The 18,757-nt window shown below is 71.6% G+C and carries 12 protein-coding genes; 3 read left to right on the forward strand and 9 right to left on the reverse strand.

The features are described from left to right. Window positions 1-8: 8 nt before the first annotated feature. A complete protein-coding gene (tkt, locus tag KCH87_RS21350) occupies window positions 9-2,084 on the reverse strand; it encodes a transketolase (protein WP_210587771.1) in 2,076 nt (691 codons plus the stop codon). A gap of 146 nt (window positions 2,085-2,230) precedes the next feature. On the opposite strand from tkt, the gene KCH87_RS21355 reads away from it, so the two are divergent. Then, window positions 2,231-3,136 carry an AraC family transcriptional regulator gene (locus KCH87_RS21355; RefSeq protein ID WP_210587772.1) on the forward strand — a complete coding sequence of 302 codons (906 nt, stop codon included), beginning with the start codon at window positions 2,231-2,233 and terminating at the stop codon, window positions 3,134-3,136. 72 nt (window positions 3,137-3,208) lie between these two features. Here KCH87_RS21355 and KCH87_RS21360 read toward each other — a convergent pair whose 3' ends face one another. Together KCH87_RS21360 and KCH87_RS21365 are read right to left on the reverse strand one after the other, a co-directional pair. Next, window positions 3,209-4,603, reverse strand: coding sequence for a glycoside hydrolase family 16 protein (locus tag KCH87_RS21360; RefSeq protein ID WP_210587773.1), 1,395 nt, complete (start codon window positions 4,601-4,603; stop codon window positions 3,209-3,211). Between the two features lie 179 nt (window positions 4,604-4,782). Continuing rightward, window positions 4,783-6,015 carry an Ig-like domain-containing protein gene (locus KCH87_RS21365; RefSeq protein ID WP_210587774.1) on the reverse strand — a complete coding sequence of 411 codons (1,233 nt, stop codon included), beginning with the start codon at window positions 6,013-6,015 and terminating at the stop codon, window positions 4,783-4,785. Window positions 6,016-6,253: 238 nt separating this feature from the next. Between KCH87_RS21365 and KCH87_RS21370 the strand changes: the two genes are divergently transcribed. Further along, window positions 6,254-8,920 carry an FAD/NAD(P)-binding protein gene (locus KCH87_RS21370; protein WP_308298881.1) on the forward strand — a complete coding sequence of 889 codons (2,667 nt, stop codon included), beginning with the start codon at window positions 6,254-6,256 and terminating at the stop codon, window positions 8,918-8,920. 138 nt (window positions 8,921-9,058) lie between these two features. Here KCH87_RS21370 and KCH87_RS21375 read toward each other — a convergent pair whose 3' ends face one another. The 3 genes from KCH87_RS21375 to KCH87_RS21385 form a co-directional block, all read right to left on the reverse strand. Next, on the reverse strand, window positions 9,059-11,167 hold the full coding sequence (locus tag KCH87_RS21375; protein ID WP_210587775.1) for an efflux RND transporter permease subunit: 2,109 nt from the start codon (window positions 11,165-11,167) through the stop codon (window positions 9,059-9,061). Window positions 11,168-11,296: 129 nt separating this feature from the next. Then, window positions 11,297-11,965, reverse strand: a complete 669-nt coding sequence (locus KCH87_RS21380; protein WP_210587776.1) for a response regulator transcription factor — start codon at window positions 11,963-11,965, stop codon at window positions 11,297-11,299. Next, window positions 11,962-13,152 (reverse strand): sensor histidine kinase, encoded by a 1,191-nt coding sequence (locus KCH87_RS21385; RefSeq protein WP_210587777.1) that lies wholly within the window; start codon window positions 13,150-13,152, stop codon window positions 11,962-11,964. Before KCH87_RS21385 ends, KCH87_RS21380 begins: the two co-directional genes overlap by 4 nt. 249 nt (window positions 13,153-13,401) lie before the next feature. Between KCH87_RS21385 and KCH87_RS21390 the strand changes: the two genes are divergently transcribed. Continuing rightward, window positions 13,402-15,177, forward strand: a complete 1,776-nt coding sequence (locus KCH87_RS21390) for a sulfatase-like hydrolase/transferase (RefSeq protein ID WP_210587778.1) — start codon at window positions 13,402-13,404, stop codon at window positions 15,175-15,177. Between the two features lie 93 nt (window positions 15,178-15,270). Here the strand turns inward: KCH87_RS21390 and KCH87_RS21395 are convergent, their stop codons facing one another. The 3 genes from KCH87_RS21395 to KCH87_RS21405 are packed head-to-tail and all read right to left on the reverse strand — an operon-like array spanning window position 15,271 to window position 18,727. Then, on the reverse strand, window positions 15,271-16,014 hold the full coding sequence (locus KCH87_RS21395) for an IclR family transcriptional regulator (RefSeq protein ID WP_210587779.1): 744 nt from the start codon (window positions 16,012-16,014) through the stop codon (window positions 15,271-15,273). Then, complete coding sequence (locus KCH87_RS21400; RefSeq protein ID WP_210587780.1) at window positions 16,011-17,375, reverse strand: S9 family peptidase; 1,365 nt, start codon at window positions 17,373-17,375, stop codon at window positions 16,011-16,013. Before KCH87_RS21400 ends, KCH87_RS21395 begins: the two co-directional genes overlap by 4 nt. Beyond that, window positions 17,372-18,727 (reverse strand): MFS transporter, encoded by a 1,356-nt coding sequence (locus tag KCH87_RS21405; protein ID WP_210587781.1) that lies wholly within the window; start codon window positions 18,725-18,727, stop codon window positions 17,372-17,374. The genes KCH87_RS21400 and KCH87_RS21405 overlap by 4 nt, the downstream gene beginning before the upstream one ends. Window positions 18,728-18,757: the final 30 nt, after the last annotated feature.

Here is an 18,757-nt window from a genome sequence, read left to right on the forward strand (position 1 = left end):
CGATCGGATCAGGCGCGCGCGGCGGCGAGGGAGGCCCGGGCCGCGGCGGCGACGTTCTCGGCGGTGAAGCCGTACTCGGCGAACAGGGTCTTGGCGTCGGCGGAGGCCCCGAAGTGCTCGAGGGAGACGATGCGTCCCGCGTCACCCACGAACCGGTACCAGGTCAGACCGATTCCGGCCTCGATCGCGACGCGGGCCCGCACGGACGGCGGAAGGACGCTCTCGCGGTACTCGCGCGGCTGCTCCTCGAACCACTCCACGGACGGCATCGACACCACCCGGGTGCCCACTCCCTCGGCCTCCAGCCGCTCGCGCGCGGCCACGGCGAGCTGGACCTCGGAGCCGGTGGCGATGAGGACCACGTCCGGGGTGTCGGTGGTGGCGTCCCGGAGGACGTAACCGCCCTTGGCCGCGTCCTCGTTGCGCGCGTACGTCGGCACACCCTGACGGGTCAGGGCGAGGCCGTGCGGGGCCGGGTCGGTGGCGTGCCGCCGGAGGATCTCGGCCCAGGCGACGGCGGTTTCGTTGGCGTCGGCGGGCCGGACGATGTTCAGGCCGGGGATGGCGCGCAGCGAGGCCAGGTGCTCGACGGGCTGGTGGGTGGGGCCGTCCTCGCCGAGGCCGATGGAGTCGTGCGTCCAGATGTACGTCACCGGCAGCTGCATCAGCGCGGCGAGCCGGACGGCGTTGCGCATGTAGTCGGAGAACACCAGGAAGGTGCCGCCGTAGATACGGGTGTTGCCATGCAGGGCGATGCCGTTCATCTCCGCGGCCATGGAGTGCTCGCGGATGCCGAAGTGGACCGTACGGCCGTAGGGGTCGGCCTCCGGCAGCGGGTTGCCCTTCGGCAGGAAGGACGAGGTCTTGTCGATGGTGGTGTTGTTCGAACCGGCCAGGTCGGCGGAGCCGCCCCACAGCTCGGGGAGCACGGGGCCGAGCGCCTGGAGGATCTTGCCGGAGGCGGCGCGGGTGGCGAGGGACTTGCCCTCCTCGAAGGCGGGGAGTGCGGACTCCCAGCCCTCGGGCAGCTGACCGGCGACGACCCGGTCGAAGAGCTGTGCGCGCTCGGGCGAGGCGGTGCGCCATTCGGCGATCCGCTTGTCCCAGGCGGCGTGCGTCTCGGCACCCCGGTCGAGGGCGGTGCGGGTGTGGGCGAGGACGTCGTCGGAGACCTCGAAGGACTTCTCCGGGTCGAAACCGAGGGCGCGCTTGGTGGCCGCGACCTCGTCCTCGCCGAGCGCCGAGCCGTGCGCGGCCTCGGTGTTCCGGGCGTTCGGGGCCGGCCAGGCGATGATCGTGCGCATCGCGATGATCGAGGGGCGCCCGGTCTCGGCCTGCGCCGCCCTGAGCGCCGCGTAGAGCGCGTGGACATCGATGTCGCCGCTCTCGGCGGGCTCGATGCGCCGCACATGCCAGCCATAGGCCTCGTACCGCTTCAGGACGTCCTCCGAGAAGGCCGTCGCGGTGTCGCCCTCGATGGAGATGTGGTTGTCGTCGTAGAGGAAGACCAGGTTGCCGAGCTGCTGGTGGCCCGCGAGGGAGGAGGCCTCGGCGGAGATGCCCTCCTCCAGGTCACCGTCGGAGACGATCGCCCAGATGGTGTGGTCGAAGGGGGACTCGCCCTCGGAGGCCTCCGGGTCGAAGAGGCCGCGCTCGTAGCGGGCGGCCATCGCCATGCCGACCGCGTTGGCGACACCCTGCCCGAGCGGCCCGGTGGTCGTCTCGACCCCCGCGGTGTGCCCGTACTCGGGATGACCCGGCGTCTTCGAACCATGGGTCCTGAACGCCTTCAGGTCGTCGAGCTCCAGCTCGTACCCGGCGAGGAAGAGCTGGGTGTAGAGGGTGAGCGAGGTGTGGCCGGGGGAGAGGACGAAGCGGTCACGGCCGGTCCACTCGGGATCGGCGGGATCGTGACGCATCACCTTCTGAAAGATCGTGTACGCGGCCGGGGCCAGGCTCATCGCGGTGCCGGGGTGGCCGTTGCCGACCTGCTGTACGGCATCGGCCGCCAGAAGGCGGGCGGTGTCGACGGCACGCCGGTCGAGTTCGGTCCACTCGAGACGGTCTGATGTCTGCGTGCTCATCTTCAAGAAGTCCTCACGGGAAGGGGTCTGACCATCCGGACGCCTTCGAATCTAAAAGTCTGACTTTTTAGAGGGAAGGTCATCGTGTGCCAGCCTGTGGTGAAAGTGGGACACGGACGGCGCGACAGGGGCGGCACGAGTAGGACATGGCGGACACAACCATCCAAGCCGGAGACGGTGACGGGAGCGGGGACGGAATCCGAACGTTCCCTTTCCCGATCGAGCTGAGCGTGTGCGGCGTCGGGATGCAGGTCGGCGCGATGGACGCCGACCGCATCTGGCATGCCGACGCCCCGCTGGACCGCGTGCACCGCATCGACTTCCACGTGGTGATGCTGTTCGACGAAGGCCCCGTGCATCACATGATCGACTTCGCCGAGTACGAGGCGGCGGCCGGCGACATCCTCTGGATCCGCCCCGGCCAGGTCCACCGCTTCTCCCGGACGAGCGAGTACCGCGGCACCGTCCTGACCATGCAGCCCGGCTTCCTGCCCCGCGCCACCGTGGAGGCCACCGGCCTCTACCGCTACGACCTGCCGCCGCTGCTCCACCCCGACGGACCGCAGCTGGCCGGTCTCCGCACGGCCCTGAACCAACTCCAACGCGAGTACGAGGACACCAGCACCCTCCCGCTGAGCCTGCACACCGCGGTGCTGCGCCACTCGCTGACCGCGTTCCTGCTGCGTCTGGCCCATCTCGCGGCGAGCTCCGCGGAGGCGGCGCGGCAGCAGGCCGACACCACCTTCACCCTCTTCCGGGACGCGGTCGAAAAGGGCTTCGTCACCAATCACAGTGTCTCCGCCTACGCCGACGCGCTCGGCTACTCCCGCCGCACCCTCGTCCGCGCGGTCCGCGCCGCCACCGGCCAGACCCCCAAGGGCTTCATCGACAAACGCGTGGTCCTGGAGGCCAAGCGCCTGCTGGCCCACACGGACCTGCCCATAGGCCGAGTGGGCGCCGCCGTCGGCTTCCCAGACGCCGCCAACTTCTCCAAGTTCTTCCACCAGCACACGGACGTGACGCCGGCGGCGTTCCGGGCGGAGTTGCGGTGAAGTTCAGGGCGGAACCGTGCTCAGGAAGGGGGGCTCCACGCGCGCGTGGAGCCCCCCTCGGGAAGTAACCCGTCAGCGGCCGAAGTTGAACCAGTTCACGTTCACGAAGTCCGACGCCTGCCCGCTGGTGAAGGTGAGATAGACGTCGTGTGTGCCGGTCACCCCGCTGATGTTCGCCGGGACGGTCCGCCATGACTGCCAGCCGCCGGTGTTGCCGACGGCGAAGCTGCCGATCGGTGCGTTGCTGCGGCTGTCCAGGCGTACTTCGACCAGGCCGCTCACGCCGGATCCGGCGCCGCTGGCGACCCGGGCGTTGAACTGCGTGGCCGCCGTGGAGCCGAAGTTGACGCCCCGGTAGAGCGCCCAGTCGCCGTTGCCCACCGCGCCGAGGTTCTGCCCGCCGCCCGTGTCGGAGGTGGTCTCGGGCGTGGTGCCGGACTGGCTGTCGTGCGACTCGGCCTGGATGGCGCTGTAGGCGTCACGGTTGCCGGTCGGAGGGGGTGTGGTACCGCTCCCACTGGTCAGTGCCTGGACGTAGTCGACGACCATCGGGTGACCCGGAACGGTCGCGCCGTCCGGGCCGCCGCCGAACGCGTCCACGAAACCGCCGCCCATCGCCACGTTCAGGATGATGAAGAAGCCGTGGTTGGTGGCGTTGGTCCAGGTCGTCGCGTCGACCTGGTCGGCCCGCACGGTGTGGTAGTTGACGTCGTCGACGTAGAAGCGGATCTGCTCCGGGCTCGTGGAGCGGTCCCACTCCATCGCGTACGTGTGGAACCCGGCCTGGCAGGTCGCGCCGGGGCAGGCCCTGGAACCGCCGATGCCCGTCGTCTCGTTGCACGGTCCGCCGGGACTCGTACCGCAGTGCATCGTCGACCACACGGTGTTGAGGCCCTGGACGTTCTCCATGATGTCCAGCTCGCCGACGCTGGGCCAGTTCCAGTAGTTGCCGCGGAACGGCGTACCCAGCATCCAGAACGCCGGCCAGTAGCCGCGGGCGGCCGCGCCGGTGACGTTCGGCATCTGGATGCGGGACTGCACCCGCAACTTGCCGCCCGCGGGCGGCTGGAAGTCGGTGCGGTTGGTCTCGATGCGGCCGGACGTCCAGTTGCCGGAAGCGTCGCGGCGCGGGGTGATGCGGAGATTGCCGCTGCCGTCCAGGGCCACGTTGTTGGTGCTGGACGTCATGTTCTCGATCTCGCCGGTGCCCCAGTTGCCGGGGCCGCCGGGGTAGCCGTGGCCGGTCGCGTACTGCCAGTTGGCGGTGTTGACGCCGGTGCCCGCGGCGCCGTTGAAGTCGTCCACGAAGACCTGCGTCCAGCCCGACGGCGGCGTGGGAGCGTCGGCGATCGCGGACGGGGTGGCGGCCGTGGCGGCGACCGCCGCCAGGCCCAGGGTGCTCAGGACCGCGATGAGTGCGCGCCGCAGGGGGCGCCGTCTGTGCGGTGTGCCGGAGGTTTCGCTCATGGGGAGGTGCCTCTCGGGTACGGAGTCGATGTGCGCGGGGGTGCCATCTGAGAGCCGTATCTGAGAGCGCTCTCAGAGTGCGGCCAATGTGCTCCCGGTCACTCCGGTCGTCAAGAGGTAAAACCGTGAACGTCCTTGTGTCCCCATGGAGTTCACGCCATGAATGGACGCGTACCGGTCTAAAGCGCGCTGCCCGTCCGCCACTGGGCCCACGACAGGTTCCAGCCGTTGAGGCCGTTGGCCGGATCGACGGTGTCCTCGCCCGAGTTCTGTACGACGACCACGTCTCCGAGCATCGAGCTCTTGTAGAACTTGTAGCCGTCCACGGTTGTGTCGTCCGCGCCCTTCGCGTCGTGCAGGCCGATGCAGCCATGGCTGGTGTTCTCGCTGCCGAACACCGAGGTGGACGCCCAGTAGTTGCCGTGGATGAAGGTGCCGGACGTGGTCAGCCGCTGGGCGTGCGGGACGTCCGCGATGTCGTACTCGTCGCCGAGCCCGACCGTCGAGGACTCCATCCGCGTCTCCTTGAACCGCTCGCTGATCACCATGATCCCGGACCAGGTCGTGTGGTCGGCGTCGCCGCCGGTGACCGGGTAGGTGGCGAGGGTCGCGCCGTCCCGCGCCACCGTCATCCGCTTGGTCGCGAGGTCGACGGTGGTGATCTGCTCCCGGCCGATGTGGAAGGTGACGTCCTTGGACTGGACGCCGTAGACGCCGTCCGCGCCCTCGACGTCCTTCAGCCGCAGGCCGAGCGTGATCGTCGTGCCGGCGGCCCAGTACGTCTCCGGCCGGAAGTCGAGCCGGGTGTCGCTGAACCAGTGGCCGACCACCTCGACCGCCGGATCGGCGGTCACCGTGATCGCCTTCTCGACGGCGGCCCGGTCCGACACGGCCTGCGTGAAGTTGATCGACACGGGCATGCCGACGCCCGAGGTCGAGTCCGCCTCGGGAGTGAAGTAGCCCACGAAGGTCGCGCCCGGCGACTTGGTGGTGAAGGCCGCCGACTGCTCGGCGGCGCCCTCCGGCCCGGCCATGACGGTGTACTTGGTGCCCGAGTACGGATTCTTTGCCGACGTCCACTTCGTGCGGGTGTCGTTGTACGACCCGGCGAGCGTCGAGCCGTCGTTGCCCGTGACCTTCACGGACGCGAGTGTGCCGTGGGCCACGGTGACCTCGACGGGGCTGGTGAAATCGGCCTTCTTGGTGCCGTCGGCGGGGGTGACCGCGACGACCGGCTTCTTCGTGGCCTCCTTGGACTCCGAAGCGTCCTCGGGCTCCGACGCGTCGGCCGTCGCGGCGCCGCACCCGGTCAGCGCGACCGCCGGGATCGCCCCGAGGACCGCGAGCACACCACGCCGGGACCACCTCTCCGTCCGCTGCCCGGCCCGGTTCGATATGTGCGAGTCGCCCACGGCACGCCTTCCTCGGATATCCGACTTTGCGTGTGCATCGTGCGCCTCGTACATGGGGCGATCCTTTGAATCGCACGGTCGCCGCCTGAGATTCCTGTGAGGAGACCCTGAGAGAAGTCCTGAAACCACGGTTGTCCGTGCCCCCGGCATTGCGAACAGAGTATGAAGGTGCCGCAAGGAACCGAGCGCGGAGTCTCGTCTTCATCGGCTCCGCGGCCGACCACTGCCGGAGGTATACGTGAGCGAAGTCCGCCAGCGGCACACCGTGGCCATCGTCGGAGCGGGCGCGGCCGGGGCGCTGACCGCCGTCCAGCTCTGCGAGACGGCGACGCGCCGCCGGACCCCTCTCGATCTCGTCCTGATCGATCCGGCCCCGGAGGCGGGCCGTGGCACCGCCTACGCCACCCGTGACCCACGGCACCGGCTCAACGTGCCCGCGGGCGGTATGAGTTGTTACCCCGACGACCCGGGCCACTTCGTCCGCTGGCTGTGCCGGCACGGCGAACCCGCCGTCAACCCGGCCGACTTCGCCACCCGGTACCGCTACGGCGCCTACCTCGCCGACACCCTCGCCCAGGCCGTTGTCCGCGCCCATGGCACGGTCACGGTACGGCGGCTGCGGACACGGGCGGAGCGCTGTACCGACACCCCCGAAGGCAGGCTGGAACTCGGCCTCGTCGACGGGGGTGACGTGATCGCGGACAGCGTGGTCATCGCCACCGGCCCCGCCGCGCCGTCCGCCGCCTGGGCCCCGCCCGCCCTGCGTGCCTCGGCCCGCTTCCTCGCCTCGCCCTGGGCGACCGGCGCCCTCGACGGCCCGCGTGAGGGCACCGCCGACGTCCTCCTGGTCGGCACCGGACTGACCGCCGTGGACCTCGCCCTGACCCTGGACCGCCCCGGGCGCACCGTGCACGCCCTCTCCCGCAGCGGCCTGCTCCCGCAACCGCACGCCCTCACCCCGGCGGGCCCGATGCCCGCACCGGAGGGGTTGCACGACACCTCGCTCGGCAGGCTGCGCCGCGCGGTCTACCGGCACATCAGCCGTTCCGTGCGTGACCACGGTGACTGGCGTCCCGCGCTCGACAGCCTGCGTCCGCACACCGCCCGCCTGTGGCGGAGCCTCACCCCCGAGGAACGGGCCGACTTTCTGGCGCGCGAGGGTGCGCTCTGGAACACGCACCGCCATCGCATGGCACCCGCCACCGCCGAGTCCGTCTCCCGCGCCCGCACGACGCGACGCCTCCAGGTGCATACGGGCACGATCACCGCAGCCGAGGAGCGCGACGGCACGCTGCTGGTCACCTTGTCCAACGGCCGGGAACTACAGGTGGGTTGGGTGATCGACTGCACCGGGCCGGGCCGCAGCCTCGAAGACCCCTTGTGGCGCTCGCTGTTCGAGGGCGGCGCGGCGGTCCCCGGCCCACTCGGTATGGGCGTCGCCACCCGCGACGGACGACTCCACGATCACCAAGGGGGCGCGGAACGCCCGCTGTTCACGCTGGGCGCCCCGCGCCGCGGCGAACTCTGGGAGACCACCGCGATCCCCGAGATCCGAGTCCAGGCCGCCGAGCTGGCCCAGCACCTGCTCGCCCCGTTGACCCGCAAGCGCCGCGCAGGCCGCCGTCCCGTCGACGGACTCGGACTTCCCCTCTCCACCCACGCCGAGGCCGCCGCGGCCCACCGCAGCGGAACGGAGCGGATCCTCAAGGTCCGTTCCGGCGCCGAGGACGCCTTCGTCCGCGCGGTCGCCCTCGACCCCGGCTTCGCACTCGGGCACGCGGCACTCGCCCTGCTCGGCCACGAGTGCGGGGCCGCCGTAGACGTACCCCGGGCCCTCGCCGAAGCCCAGCGGTGCGCCCGCGAACGGGCCGACGAGCGTGAGCGGTCCTTCGTGGACGTCGTCACGCGCCGGGTGCACGGCGAGGACGGCGACGGCGCGCTCGTACGACACCTCGAAGCACATCCGGCCGACGCGCTCGCCCTCGCCGTGGCCGTGCCCACCATCGCCTTCTCCGGCGTGACCGATCTGGACGGTGACCGGGCGCTGGGGCTGGTCGAGCGGACGTCTCCCGCGTACGACGGCCACTGGTTCCACACCTCCCTGCGCGCCTTCCTCCGGCAGGAACAGGGCCGCCTGCACGAGGCCGGTGAACTCGCGCACCGCGCGCTGGCCGCCGAGCCCGCCTCCGGGCACGCCGTGCACGCCCTGGCCCACGTCCACTACGAGTCCGGCGCCCACGAGGCCGGCCGGGACTGGCTGGACGGCTGGGTGTCCGGGCAGGGGCGGGGCGCCGTCCACCGGGCGCACTTCTCCTGGCACATCGCCCTGCACGAACTGGCCCTGGACGACCCGGTCGCCGTGCGCAGGAGGTGGTTCAGGCAGCTCGCGCCGGGCCGGGTGACCGGCGTCCGGGCCCTGGTCGACTCCGGTTCGCTGCTGTGGCGGGCCCGGCTCAGCGGCACCTGGCAGGGTGAACTGCCCACCGCGGACGTCCTGGAGTCGGTGGCGACCGACGTACTGGAGCGCCCCGCGACCGCCTTCACCGCCCTGCACGCGGCCGTCGCCCTCACCGCGGCCGGCGACCTGGCGGCCCTGCGCCGGCTGCGCGACCACGCCTCGGGCGCCGACGAGGTGCAGCGCGACGTCATCGCCCCGCTGTGCGAGGCGTTCGCCGCGGTAGTCGAGGAGCGCTTCCAGGACGCGGCCCGGGGGTTGGACGCGCTGCTCCCGGTGCTGCGCCGGGTCGGCGGCAGCGCGGCCCAGCGTGAGGTCGTCGAGGAGACCCTGCTGTACGCCCTGGTGGCGGCCGGCCGCTGCGACGCGGCCCGCCGCCTGCTGGACGCCCGCCTCGACCGGGGGCATTCCCCGCGGGATCGGAGGATGCTGGCGGGGTTGCCGGTCTGAGGCGTGCTGTTGGGCAGCGCCCCGAAGGGGCGCGGGGAACTGCGCGACCAGCCACGATGGCGCCGCAGACGACCGACGAACTGGACGGCGGGACCACGAAGCCGCACTGGCTCAGTGGTCCCGCCGTCCGGAACGCAGTCACACCCGTTCGCCCGCGTACGTCTGCTGCGCCGGTGCAACCTCCTCGCTCAGCCCGAACCGGTCGTGTGCCCGGCGCAGCGGCTTCGGTGCCCACCAGGCGTACCGGCCCAGCAGCGCCATCGTCGCCGGGACGAGCAGCATCCGGACCACCGTGGCGTCGATGAGGACCGCGAGGGTGAGACCGAGGCCGATCTGAAGGATGGGGGAGAAGCCGCCGGTCATGAAGGCGCCGAAGACGACGGCGAGGAGCAGGGCGGCGCAGGTGACCACGCGGCCTGAGCGGCGCAGACCGGTCACCACGGCTTCCTGGTCGTCCCCGGTCTGCTTCCGGGCCTCCCGCATCCGGGCCAGGATGAACAACTCGTAGTCCATGGCGAGTCCGAACGCGATCGCGACGATCAGTGGTGGTGCGGTCAGGCTGAGCGCGCCCAGTTCCTGGGAGCCCAACAGGCCTGCCAGATGGCCGTCCTGGAAGACCCAGACCACCACACCGAGCGCGGCGCCCAGGCTGAGCAGCGTGGTGAGGATGGTGCGCAGCGGGATCAGCACCGAGCCGGTGAACGCGAACAGCAGGGCGAAGATGCCGGCCAGGACGGTCACGGCCGCCCAGGGCGCCCGGTCGGCGAGCATGTCGCGGAAGTCGACCAGCCGGGCCGCCATCCCGGTGACCTCGACCAGCTCGTCCCCGCTCAGGTCCCGTATCTGCGTCACGAGGTCGGTGGCCGCGTCGCCGTCGGCGCTGCCGGGTGGCTGGAGCTCCATGACCGTGGTGCCGCCCGGCAGTTGACGGGACTCGGCGGTCGGAGACAGCGCCCGGATCTCGTCGGCGGTCGCGGGGTCGGTGCCCGGCTTGAGGACGACCGTGATCGGCGAGACGCCCGTACCCGGCGGGAAGTGCGCGTCGACGGTGTCGTACAACTGCCGTGCCTCGGTGCTCGACGGCAGCTGGTCGGCGCCGCCGATGTTGATGCGCATGCCGGTCACGGGCAGGGCCAGGACGAGGAGCACCGGGACGACCACGGCGACCACGGCGATACGCCGGCGGGCCGCGAAGCGGGCCAGGCGGGCGAAGAGCCTGCCCTCCTCGCCCTCGGGCCGCTCCTTCGCCGGGGTGATCTTCCCGCCGAACTTGGTGAGCAGCGCGGGCAGCAGCGTGAGCGCGGCCAGCATGTCGATGACCACCACGGCGGCGACGGCCAGGCCCATGCTGCGCAGGAACACGCTCGGGAACACCAGCAGCCCGGTCAGGCTGACCGCCACCGTCAGCCCCGAGAACAGCACGGTCCGTCCGGCGTGCGCGACCGTGCGCTCCACGGCCTCTACGACGTCCTCGGTGTTCCGGCGCTCCTCGCGGAAGCGGACCACCATCAACAGGGCGTAGTCCACGGCGAGTCCGAGCCCCAGCATCGTGGTCACCTGGATCGCGTACACGGAGATGTCGGTGAACTGGCTGAAGCCGAACAGCGCCAGGAAAGCGCCCGCGATTCCGCTGACCGCGACCATCAGCGGCAGCCCGGCCGCGCGCAGTCCGCCGAAGATGACCAGCAGCAGCGCCATCACGACCGGCAGGGAGATCAGCTCCGCGTTGCGTACGTCCTCCTGGGCGCGCTCACCGAGCTGGGTGCCCAGCAACGGGCCGCCGCTGACATGGACTTCGGGTGCGTCGATCTGATGGATGCGGGCGGCCGCCGCGTCCACCGCCGTCTCCTCGTCCTCGTCGTCCAGACCGCCCTGGAGGGTGACGGACACGATCAGTGCCCGCCCGTCCTCGGCGATCAGACCGCGGGTCGCGTACGGGTCCGGCACCGCCGCGACCCCGGCGATGTCCCGGACGTCCGCCACGGCCCGCTCGACCTGGGGGCGCAGGGCGGGGTCGGAGACGGCGACGCCCTCGACGACGCCGGTGATCGATTCACCGGTCGGGTCGGCGCCGTCGAGGTACTGCGCGGCCCGCTCCGACTCCGTACCCGGTACTTCGGGCACGTTGTCGGAGAGCCGGCTGAAGACGCCCGTTCCGAGCCCGAAGCCGAGCAGCAGGAAGAGCACCCACAAGAGGATGACGGTGAGCGGGCGGCGGGTAGCCGCCCGGGCGAGCGTGGCGAGCACGGTCCCTCCCGGCGAGTCGTCGGTTGACTTCGCCTTCAGGCTCGTGCCCGCCGGGGTGTCGACGGATCGCCGGAGGGAGCGGTTTACGGGACTGGGCCGTACGGGGGATGCGCGCCCGTGTCTCCCTCGCTAGGGGGATCCGGGGGTCACCAGGCCGTTCTCGTAAGCGCAGATCACGGCCTGAACCCGGTCCCTGAGACCGAGCTTGCTCAGCACGTTGCTGACATGGGTCTTGACGGTGTGCTCGCTGACGAAGAGGGTCGTGGCGATCTCGGCGTTGGAGAGCCCGCGGGCGAGCATCCGCAGGGTCTCCACCTCGCGCGCGGTCAGCACCTCCAGCCGGTCGGGCGTGACCTCGGCGGTGGCCTCCTCACGGCGGCGCCGCACGATGTCCGCGACCAGCCGGCGGGTCACGGTCGGGGCGAGCAGCGAGTCGCCGCCCGCGACCACCCGTACGGCGTGCACCAGGTCGTCCCGGCGCACGTCCTTGAGCAGGAAGCCACTGGCGCCCGCGTACAGCGCCTCGTACACGTACTCGTCGAGGTCGAAGGTGGTCAGCATGACGACCTTGCAGCTGGACTGGGCGCACACCTGACGGGCCGCCTCCAGACCGTCCGTGCCGGGCATGCGGATGTCGAGCAGCAGCACGTCCGGAGTGTGCCGCTGGACGGCGGCGACCGCCTCGGCGCCGTCCCCGGCCTCGGCGACCACCTCGATGTCCGGCTGCGCCTCCAGGATCATGGTGAAGCCGCTGCGGACCAGCTCCTGGTCGTCGGCGACGACCACGCGGATGCTCACCCCAGCGCCGCCTGCCGGTCCGCGGCCGGGAGACGTACGACGACCTGGAAGCCGCCGTCCGGACCGCGCCCGGTGCGTACGCTGCCCCCGCAGGCGGCCGCCCGTTCCCGGATACCGATGAGACCGTGTCCGCCGCCCGGTCCCGACGGGCCCCTTCCGTCGTCCGTCACCACCACTCTCAATTCGTCCTCCAGCCAGTCGAGCGCGACGGTCGCGGAGGAAGCGTACGCATGCTTCACGGTGTTGGTGAGCGCCTCCTGCACGACCCGGTAGGCGGCGACCTCGGTGTCCGGGGGCAGTGGGCGGGGCTTGCCCGTCATGCGCAGCTCGACATGCAGGCCGGTGGACTCGGTGACCTGCCGGACCAGGCCTGGCAGGGCGGCCACGCCCGGCTGCGGCAGGCGCTGCCCGGCACCGTCGCGCTGCTCGTCCTTGAGGACCCCGAGGATCCGGCGCAGCTGGGCCATCGCGTCCCGGCCGGCCCCGGCGATCGCGTCGAACGCGGCTTCCGCGCGCGCCGGATCGCTGCGCACCACGACCGGTCCCGCCTCGGCCTGCACCACCATCAGGCTCACCGCGTGGGCGAGGATGTCGTGCATGTCCCGGGCGATCCGGGCGCGCTCCTGCGCGGTCGCCCGCGCGGTGTCCGCGGTGCGCTCCCGCTCCAGACGGCGGGCCCGGTCCACCAGGGCCGCGGTGTAGGCGCGCTGGACCCGGGCGAGTATGCCGAACCCGTACGCGCAGACGATGCTCAGCAGCTGGAAGGCGTACTCGAAGGGGAGGGGTGCGTCCTTGTGCTGCATGACCAGGGAGACCCCGAGGATCCAGCCCACCAGCATGAAGCGCCGCTGCCAGACGCGGCCCTGCGCGGCCATGGTGTAGAGGACGATCAGACCGCCGTACACCACCTCCGGCGGCGGGGCGTGATACACGGCCATGACGGGCGTCGCCGTCGACACCAGGCACGCGGTCGTGAACGGGGCCCGGCGCCGCCACACCAGCGGGACGGCCGTGGCCGCCGCGAGCAGCCAGCCCTGCCAGGTCAGCTTGTCGTCGCTGTCGCCGGGGAAGATCCACTGGAGCGAGGCGGCGAACAGCACCAGCGCGGCCAGCGCGCCGTCGACGACATACGGATTCGCCGTGCGCAGCCGGGCTACGGCAGGCGTGATCCAGGACGGTGGGGACATGGGCGGCTCCTCGGGGCAAGGGCCATTCCAGTATTGCGACGGCGAAGCGGACGAGTCCTCACCGGTGAGAGGGATATCGTCGCTTCCGTTTGTGATCATTCTGATGCGGTGGAGGGGGAACCTCCGCCCGGAAGTTCGCCTCTCAATGATCGAAACAGAGCGTTCACAGTGTGTGCATGGTTTTGGACCGATGGCAGCGATCACCATCGGTGGAGCAGCCCGCACCTGCCGTCACCACAGGAGACACGTATGCCGAGCCGCCGCCGATTTCTCACCGGGGCCGCCGCCGCGCCCGTCGCGCTCGCGGCGGTCACGGCGTGCGAGGCCGGTGACGAGGCGCAGCCCGCGCAGCACAACAACAAGCCCGCCGCGGCCGTACCCGCCGTGCAGTCCCCGTCGGACCGGCTCAACTTCGTGGTGATCCTCGCCGACGACCTCGGCTACGGCGAACTCGGCTCCTACGGCCAGAAACTGATCCACACTCCGCGCCTGGACGCCCTCGCTGCCGAGGGCCTGCGCTTCACCGAGGCCTACGCGGCCGCCCCGGTGTGCGCGCCCTCACGCTGCTCGCTGCTCACCGGTCTGCACAGCGGACACTCGACCGTGCGGGAGAACCCGTGGGGTCCGGGCGGTCAAGGCGCCCTGACCGACCGGGACTTCACCTTCGCCGAGGCGCTGCGGGCGCTCGGCTACCGCACCGGCATCATCGGCAAGTGGGGCTTCGGACCCGAGCTCCCGGACCAGCCGAGCCACCCCAACTCCCGTGGTTTCGAGGAGTTCTACGGCTATATCGGCCACGGCGAGGCCCACGACTACTTCCCCGAGTACCTCTGGCACAACGGCACCCGGCAGGAGATCCCCGAGAACAAGGGCGGCGCCCGCAAGGTCTACGCTCCCGACCTGATCGAGGACCGCGCGCTCACCTTCATCAACGCCCACCGGCACGAGCCGTTCCTGCTCTACCTCGCCCCGACCGTGCCGCACGCGCCCAGCCAGGACCCGGACGCCGACGAGTACGCCGACCGGCCCTGGACCGGCCCCAACAAGCGGCACGCCGCCCAGGTCACCTCCTTCGACACCCTGGTCGGCAACGTCACCGACCGGCTCACCGAACTCGGCATCGCCGGCCGCACCATCGTCCTGGTCACCAGCGACAACGGCCCGCACGAGGAGGGCGGCACCGACCCCGAACTCTTCAACGGCAACGGCCCGTTGCGCGGCATCAAGCGGAATCTGTACGAGGGCGGCATCCGCGTCCCCCTCATCGCCTGGTCCCCGCAGCACGTACAGTCCGGCACCACGGACCGGCCCACCCCGCTCACCGACCTGCTGCCCACCCTCGCCGACCTCGCTGGCGCGCCCGCCCCGACCGACGTCGACGGCCTCTCGCTCGCCCCGCTCCTGCGCGGCTCCACGGACGCCGCCCGCCACGACAGCCTGTACTTCTACCGCAATCACGCCAACATCACCCCGCGTTCCGACGCCTACGACCTCGGCCGGGGCCGTCGGCTCGCCGAGGCGCTGCGCCGCGGTGACCTGAAGGCGGTGCGGTTCGCGCCGGGGCAGAACAGGCGGGCCCCCGACAACCGGTGGGACGTCGAGCTGTACGACCTGACCCGGGACCCCGGCGAACTGCATGACCTCGCCGCCGCGCGGCCCGCCCAGGCCGACGCCCTGGTGAAGCTGATGCGTGAGTCCTGGGCGCCCACATATCCCCGCAAGCCCTTCGGCGTCACACTCGAAGTCACCGGCCAGGGACCGGAGTTCACGGTCACCGCCACCTTCGCCAACGGCTCCGCCCGACCCTGGACCGCACCCCGGCTCGCCCTCCAGACACCGAGCGGCTGGCGGATACGCGCACTGGACGCGGTCTCCACACCCCGCCTGGACTCGGGCGAACACCTCACGGCCCGCTGGAAGGTCACCCGCACCCAGGTCTCGGCAGCCACGACACTCGTCTGCCAGGCCACGGCACACCACGCCGACGACGAGGTGACGTACACGGCGAGCACGACACTCACCTGACGCCGGGCTCGGCAGCGCCCCGTAAGGGGCGCGGGGAACTGCGCGACCAGCCCCCACCGGCCCGCAGCAAGCGAACCGCACAACCAGCGGAGCTCACGGCCGCCAGCCCAGTGCCCGCGATATGCCGCGCGCAGCGACCCGCACCGCAGGAATCAACACCGGTACCTGGGCGTCGACGTGGGGCACCACGATGGACACGGCGGCGACCACCGCTCCGCCCGGACCCCGCACAGGCGCGGCCACCGACAGCGCGTCCTCGGTGATCTGACGGCTGCTCACCGCAACCCCGGTGCGCCGCACTTCGGCGAGCACCCGACGCAGCCGTACCGGATCGGAGACGGTGTACGGCGTGAAGGACGCGAGCGGCCCCGAGCAGTACTCCTCCTGTGTCCCGGGATCCCCGTGCGCCAGCAGCACCAGCCCGACCCCGGTGGCGTGCAGCGGCCAGCGCGCGCCGACGCGGATGTGCACGCCGACCGCGGAACGCCCGGACAGCCACTCGGTGTAGACGACCTCGGACCCGTCCCGCACCGCCAACTGCACGTTCTCGTGCGTGGCTTCGTACAGGTCCTCCAGATACGGCAGGGCGACCTGCCGCAGCGCCAGCCCGCGCGGGGCGAGCGCGGCGACCTCCCACAGCCGCAGCCCGACCTGGTAGACCCCCGACTCGTCCCGCTCCAGGGCGCCCCACTCGGTGAGGGCGCCCACGAGCCGGTGTGCGGTGGTCAGGGTGAGTCCGGCCCGGCGGCTGATGTCCGTCAGACACAGTGCTGGGTGCTCGTGGTCGAACGCCGAGAGCACGGACAGCAGTCGGTCGGGCGCGGAGCGGGGGATCATGGCCGTACGTCGGCGGGGTGCGCGAGGTCGTAGGGGCGGGGGTAGGCGGTGGGCCGGTACCTCAGATAGCGGGCCGAGTTCGTCGGATCCGCCTGCTGGGCGCGGGCGTTGAGGGTGCTCGGCGAGGTGTCCCAGCGGCCGGCGTCCAAGCGGTGCTCCAGGGTGTCCAGGGCGCCGATCATCTCGCCCGGGGTGAACGTACAGTGGCCGGGGCCGTCGACATAGGCCTGGCTCAGCAGGGCGCCCGAACCCCCGGCGCCGACGGCCCGGCGGTAGGCGCTCTCGGCCTGCACCGGGATCAGCGCGTCGCCGGTCGTGTGGATGTTGAGCTGCGGGTCGGTGAGCCGGCCCTTGAAGACACTGGTGTTGCGCATCCAGTCGACGGCCGAGGGATCGGCGGAGATCCGGGGCGCGCCGTTGAGTGCCGTGATGTCGGTGCGCAGGGAGAGGCCTGCCTGCTTGTACAACTCCGACACCTCCTTGAACAACGGGGAGTGATGCAGCATCGCGGTGTAGTCGACGCTCGTGTTCCAGGAAGGGTTGCCTCCGGCGCGGCTCTCCGCCTCCTGCCGCCAGGAGAAGGCGGGCAGTTGGAGGAGCCCCTGGAGGGCGGCGTACTGGTTGACCTGCTGGGCGTCCCAGTCGGTGGGCGCCGGTTCGGTCTGCGTGGTGCTGTTGTACCCGGGGATGTTGTGCAGGGCGGCGGCGAGGGCGATCCGGGCGCGGCCCTCGGCGGTCTGCTGGGCCGCGGTGACCTCCGTCGTCAGCGTCTTCGCGGCGCCCTGCGCCTGCGCCTGGTCGGTGAATCCGGTGAGCGGGATGTCAGCGCCGGGCGCCAACAGGGTCTTCAGCGCGAACACCGGGTCCAGCGTGCTGTTCCAGTTGGCGACGCCGCCCTGCACAAGACCGCACATCGACAGCGAGCCGTCGAACCGGTCGGAGTGCCGCTCCGCGAGGGTCGTCGTGACGAGCCCGCCGTACGAGGTACCCCAGGCGAGCGTCCGCCGGGCCGCGCCGAACTTCTCGGTGAACAGGTCGAGGGTGGCGAGCTGGTCCGGCACCGCGTCCGTGACGGCCCAGCCGTTCGTGGCGTACGAGGAGCCGATGAGGGCGTAGCCCTGGCCGAGGAGCTTGTCCAGGGTCGCCGTATCGGGCGTGTTCTGGGCGGTGTTGGGCGCGCCGACGGGCATGTAGCCGTGGCTATAGAGCAGCACGGTGCCGTTCCAGTCGGCGGGGGCGTCCATCACGTAAGCGGCGCCCGAGGGGAGCCGGCCCTCCAGGTGCGTGTCCGTGGCGGCCTGTGCGGGCAGCGGGGTGACCGCACACAGGCACAGGGCCAGGACCGCGACAGGGGTCTTCAACGGGGGGTTCCTTCCGGGGTGGGGGTCACGGAACGGAGCTCGGGGTGTTCCAGGGCGTTCGTGCGTGTCTCGCGCAGGCGCCAGACGGTGAGCGCGGTGACGGCCGCGCCGCCGCACAGCAGCAGGGAGACGGGCGTGCTGCCGCCGCCGTACGAGGCGAGCAGGCTGCTCGCGATCAGCGGCGAGAACCCGGCGCCGACCAGGGTCGCCGCCTGGTAGCCGAGCGAAGCGCCCGTGTAGCGGACGCGGGTGCCGAACATCTCGGTGAGCAGGGCGCCGAGCGGGCCGTACATCGTGGACTGGGCGACGCCGTGGCCGAGAGCGAGGGCGAGGATCAGCAGGCCGGGGGAGCCGGAGTCGACCAGGGCGAGCACCGGGAAGGCGAGCGCGGCCGAGGCGACGGCGCCGGCGAGGACGACCGGGCGGCGGCCGACCCGGTCGGACAGCGCGGACGCGGCGGGCAGCACCAGCAGGGCCACACAGGACGCGATGGTCACGGCGGTGAGCACCTGCGAGCGGCTGTACCCGTGGTCGACGGCATAGGAGATCATGAAGCCGGTCAGCAGCGACTGCGCGGTGAACGCGCCGATGCCGACACCGCAGGCCATCAGGACGGGCTTCGGCCGGCGCAGCACCTCCACCACCGGCGGTTTCTCCTGCGGCTCCCGCTTGACCTGCGCGAACAGCGGGCTCTCCGCGACCTTGAGGCGCACGAACAGGCCGACGGCCAGCAGCACGATGCTCAGCAGGAACGGCACCCGCCAGCCCCAGGCGCGGAACTGGTCGTCGGGCAGCGTCGAGACGAGGGTGACCATGCCGGCCGACAGCACGGAGCCGAGCGGGGCGCCGAGCATGGTGAAGCTGGACCACATGCCGCGTCGGCCGCTCTGGGTGCGCTCGGCGTGCTCGACGACCATCAGGGTCGCGCCGCCCCACTCGCCGCCGATGGCGATGCCCTGCACGAGGCGCAGGGCGACCAGCAGGACGGGCGCCCACACGCCGATCGCGTCGTAGGTCGGCAGGACCCCGATGAGGAAACTGCCGCAGCCCATCAGGGCCATGGTCAGCAGCATCATCGACTTACGGCCGATCCGGTCGCCGAAGTGGCCGAAGACGATGCCGCCCAGCGGCCGGGCGACATAGCCGGCGGCGAAGGTGCCGAAGGCCGCGATCGTGCCGACGGCGGGGTCGGCCTTGGGGAAGAACAGGTCGCCGAAGACGAGCGCGGCGACCGTGCCGTACACGAGGAAGTCGTAGAACTCGACTGCGGTGCCGAGCAGCCCGGACAGCGCGACGCGGCGCAACTGCCGGGTGTCGGGGGAGGGTTGAGCGGTGGCGGGGGATGACTGCACGGTGAGCTCCCTGGGGACGGGTCTCGGGTT

This window comes from Streptomyces sp. GESEQ-35, from assembly GCF_017948485.1.
Taxonomy (GTDB): domain Bacteria; phylum Actinomycetota; class Actinomycetes; order Streptomycetales; family Streptomycetaceae; genus Streptomyces.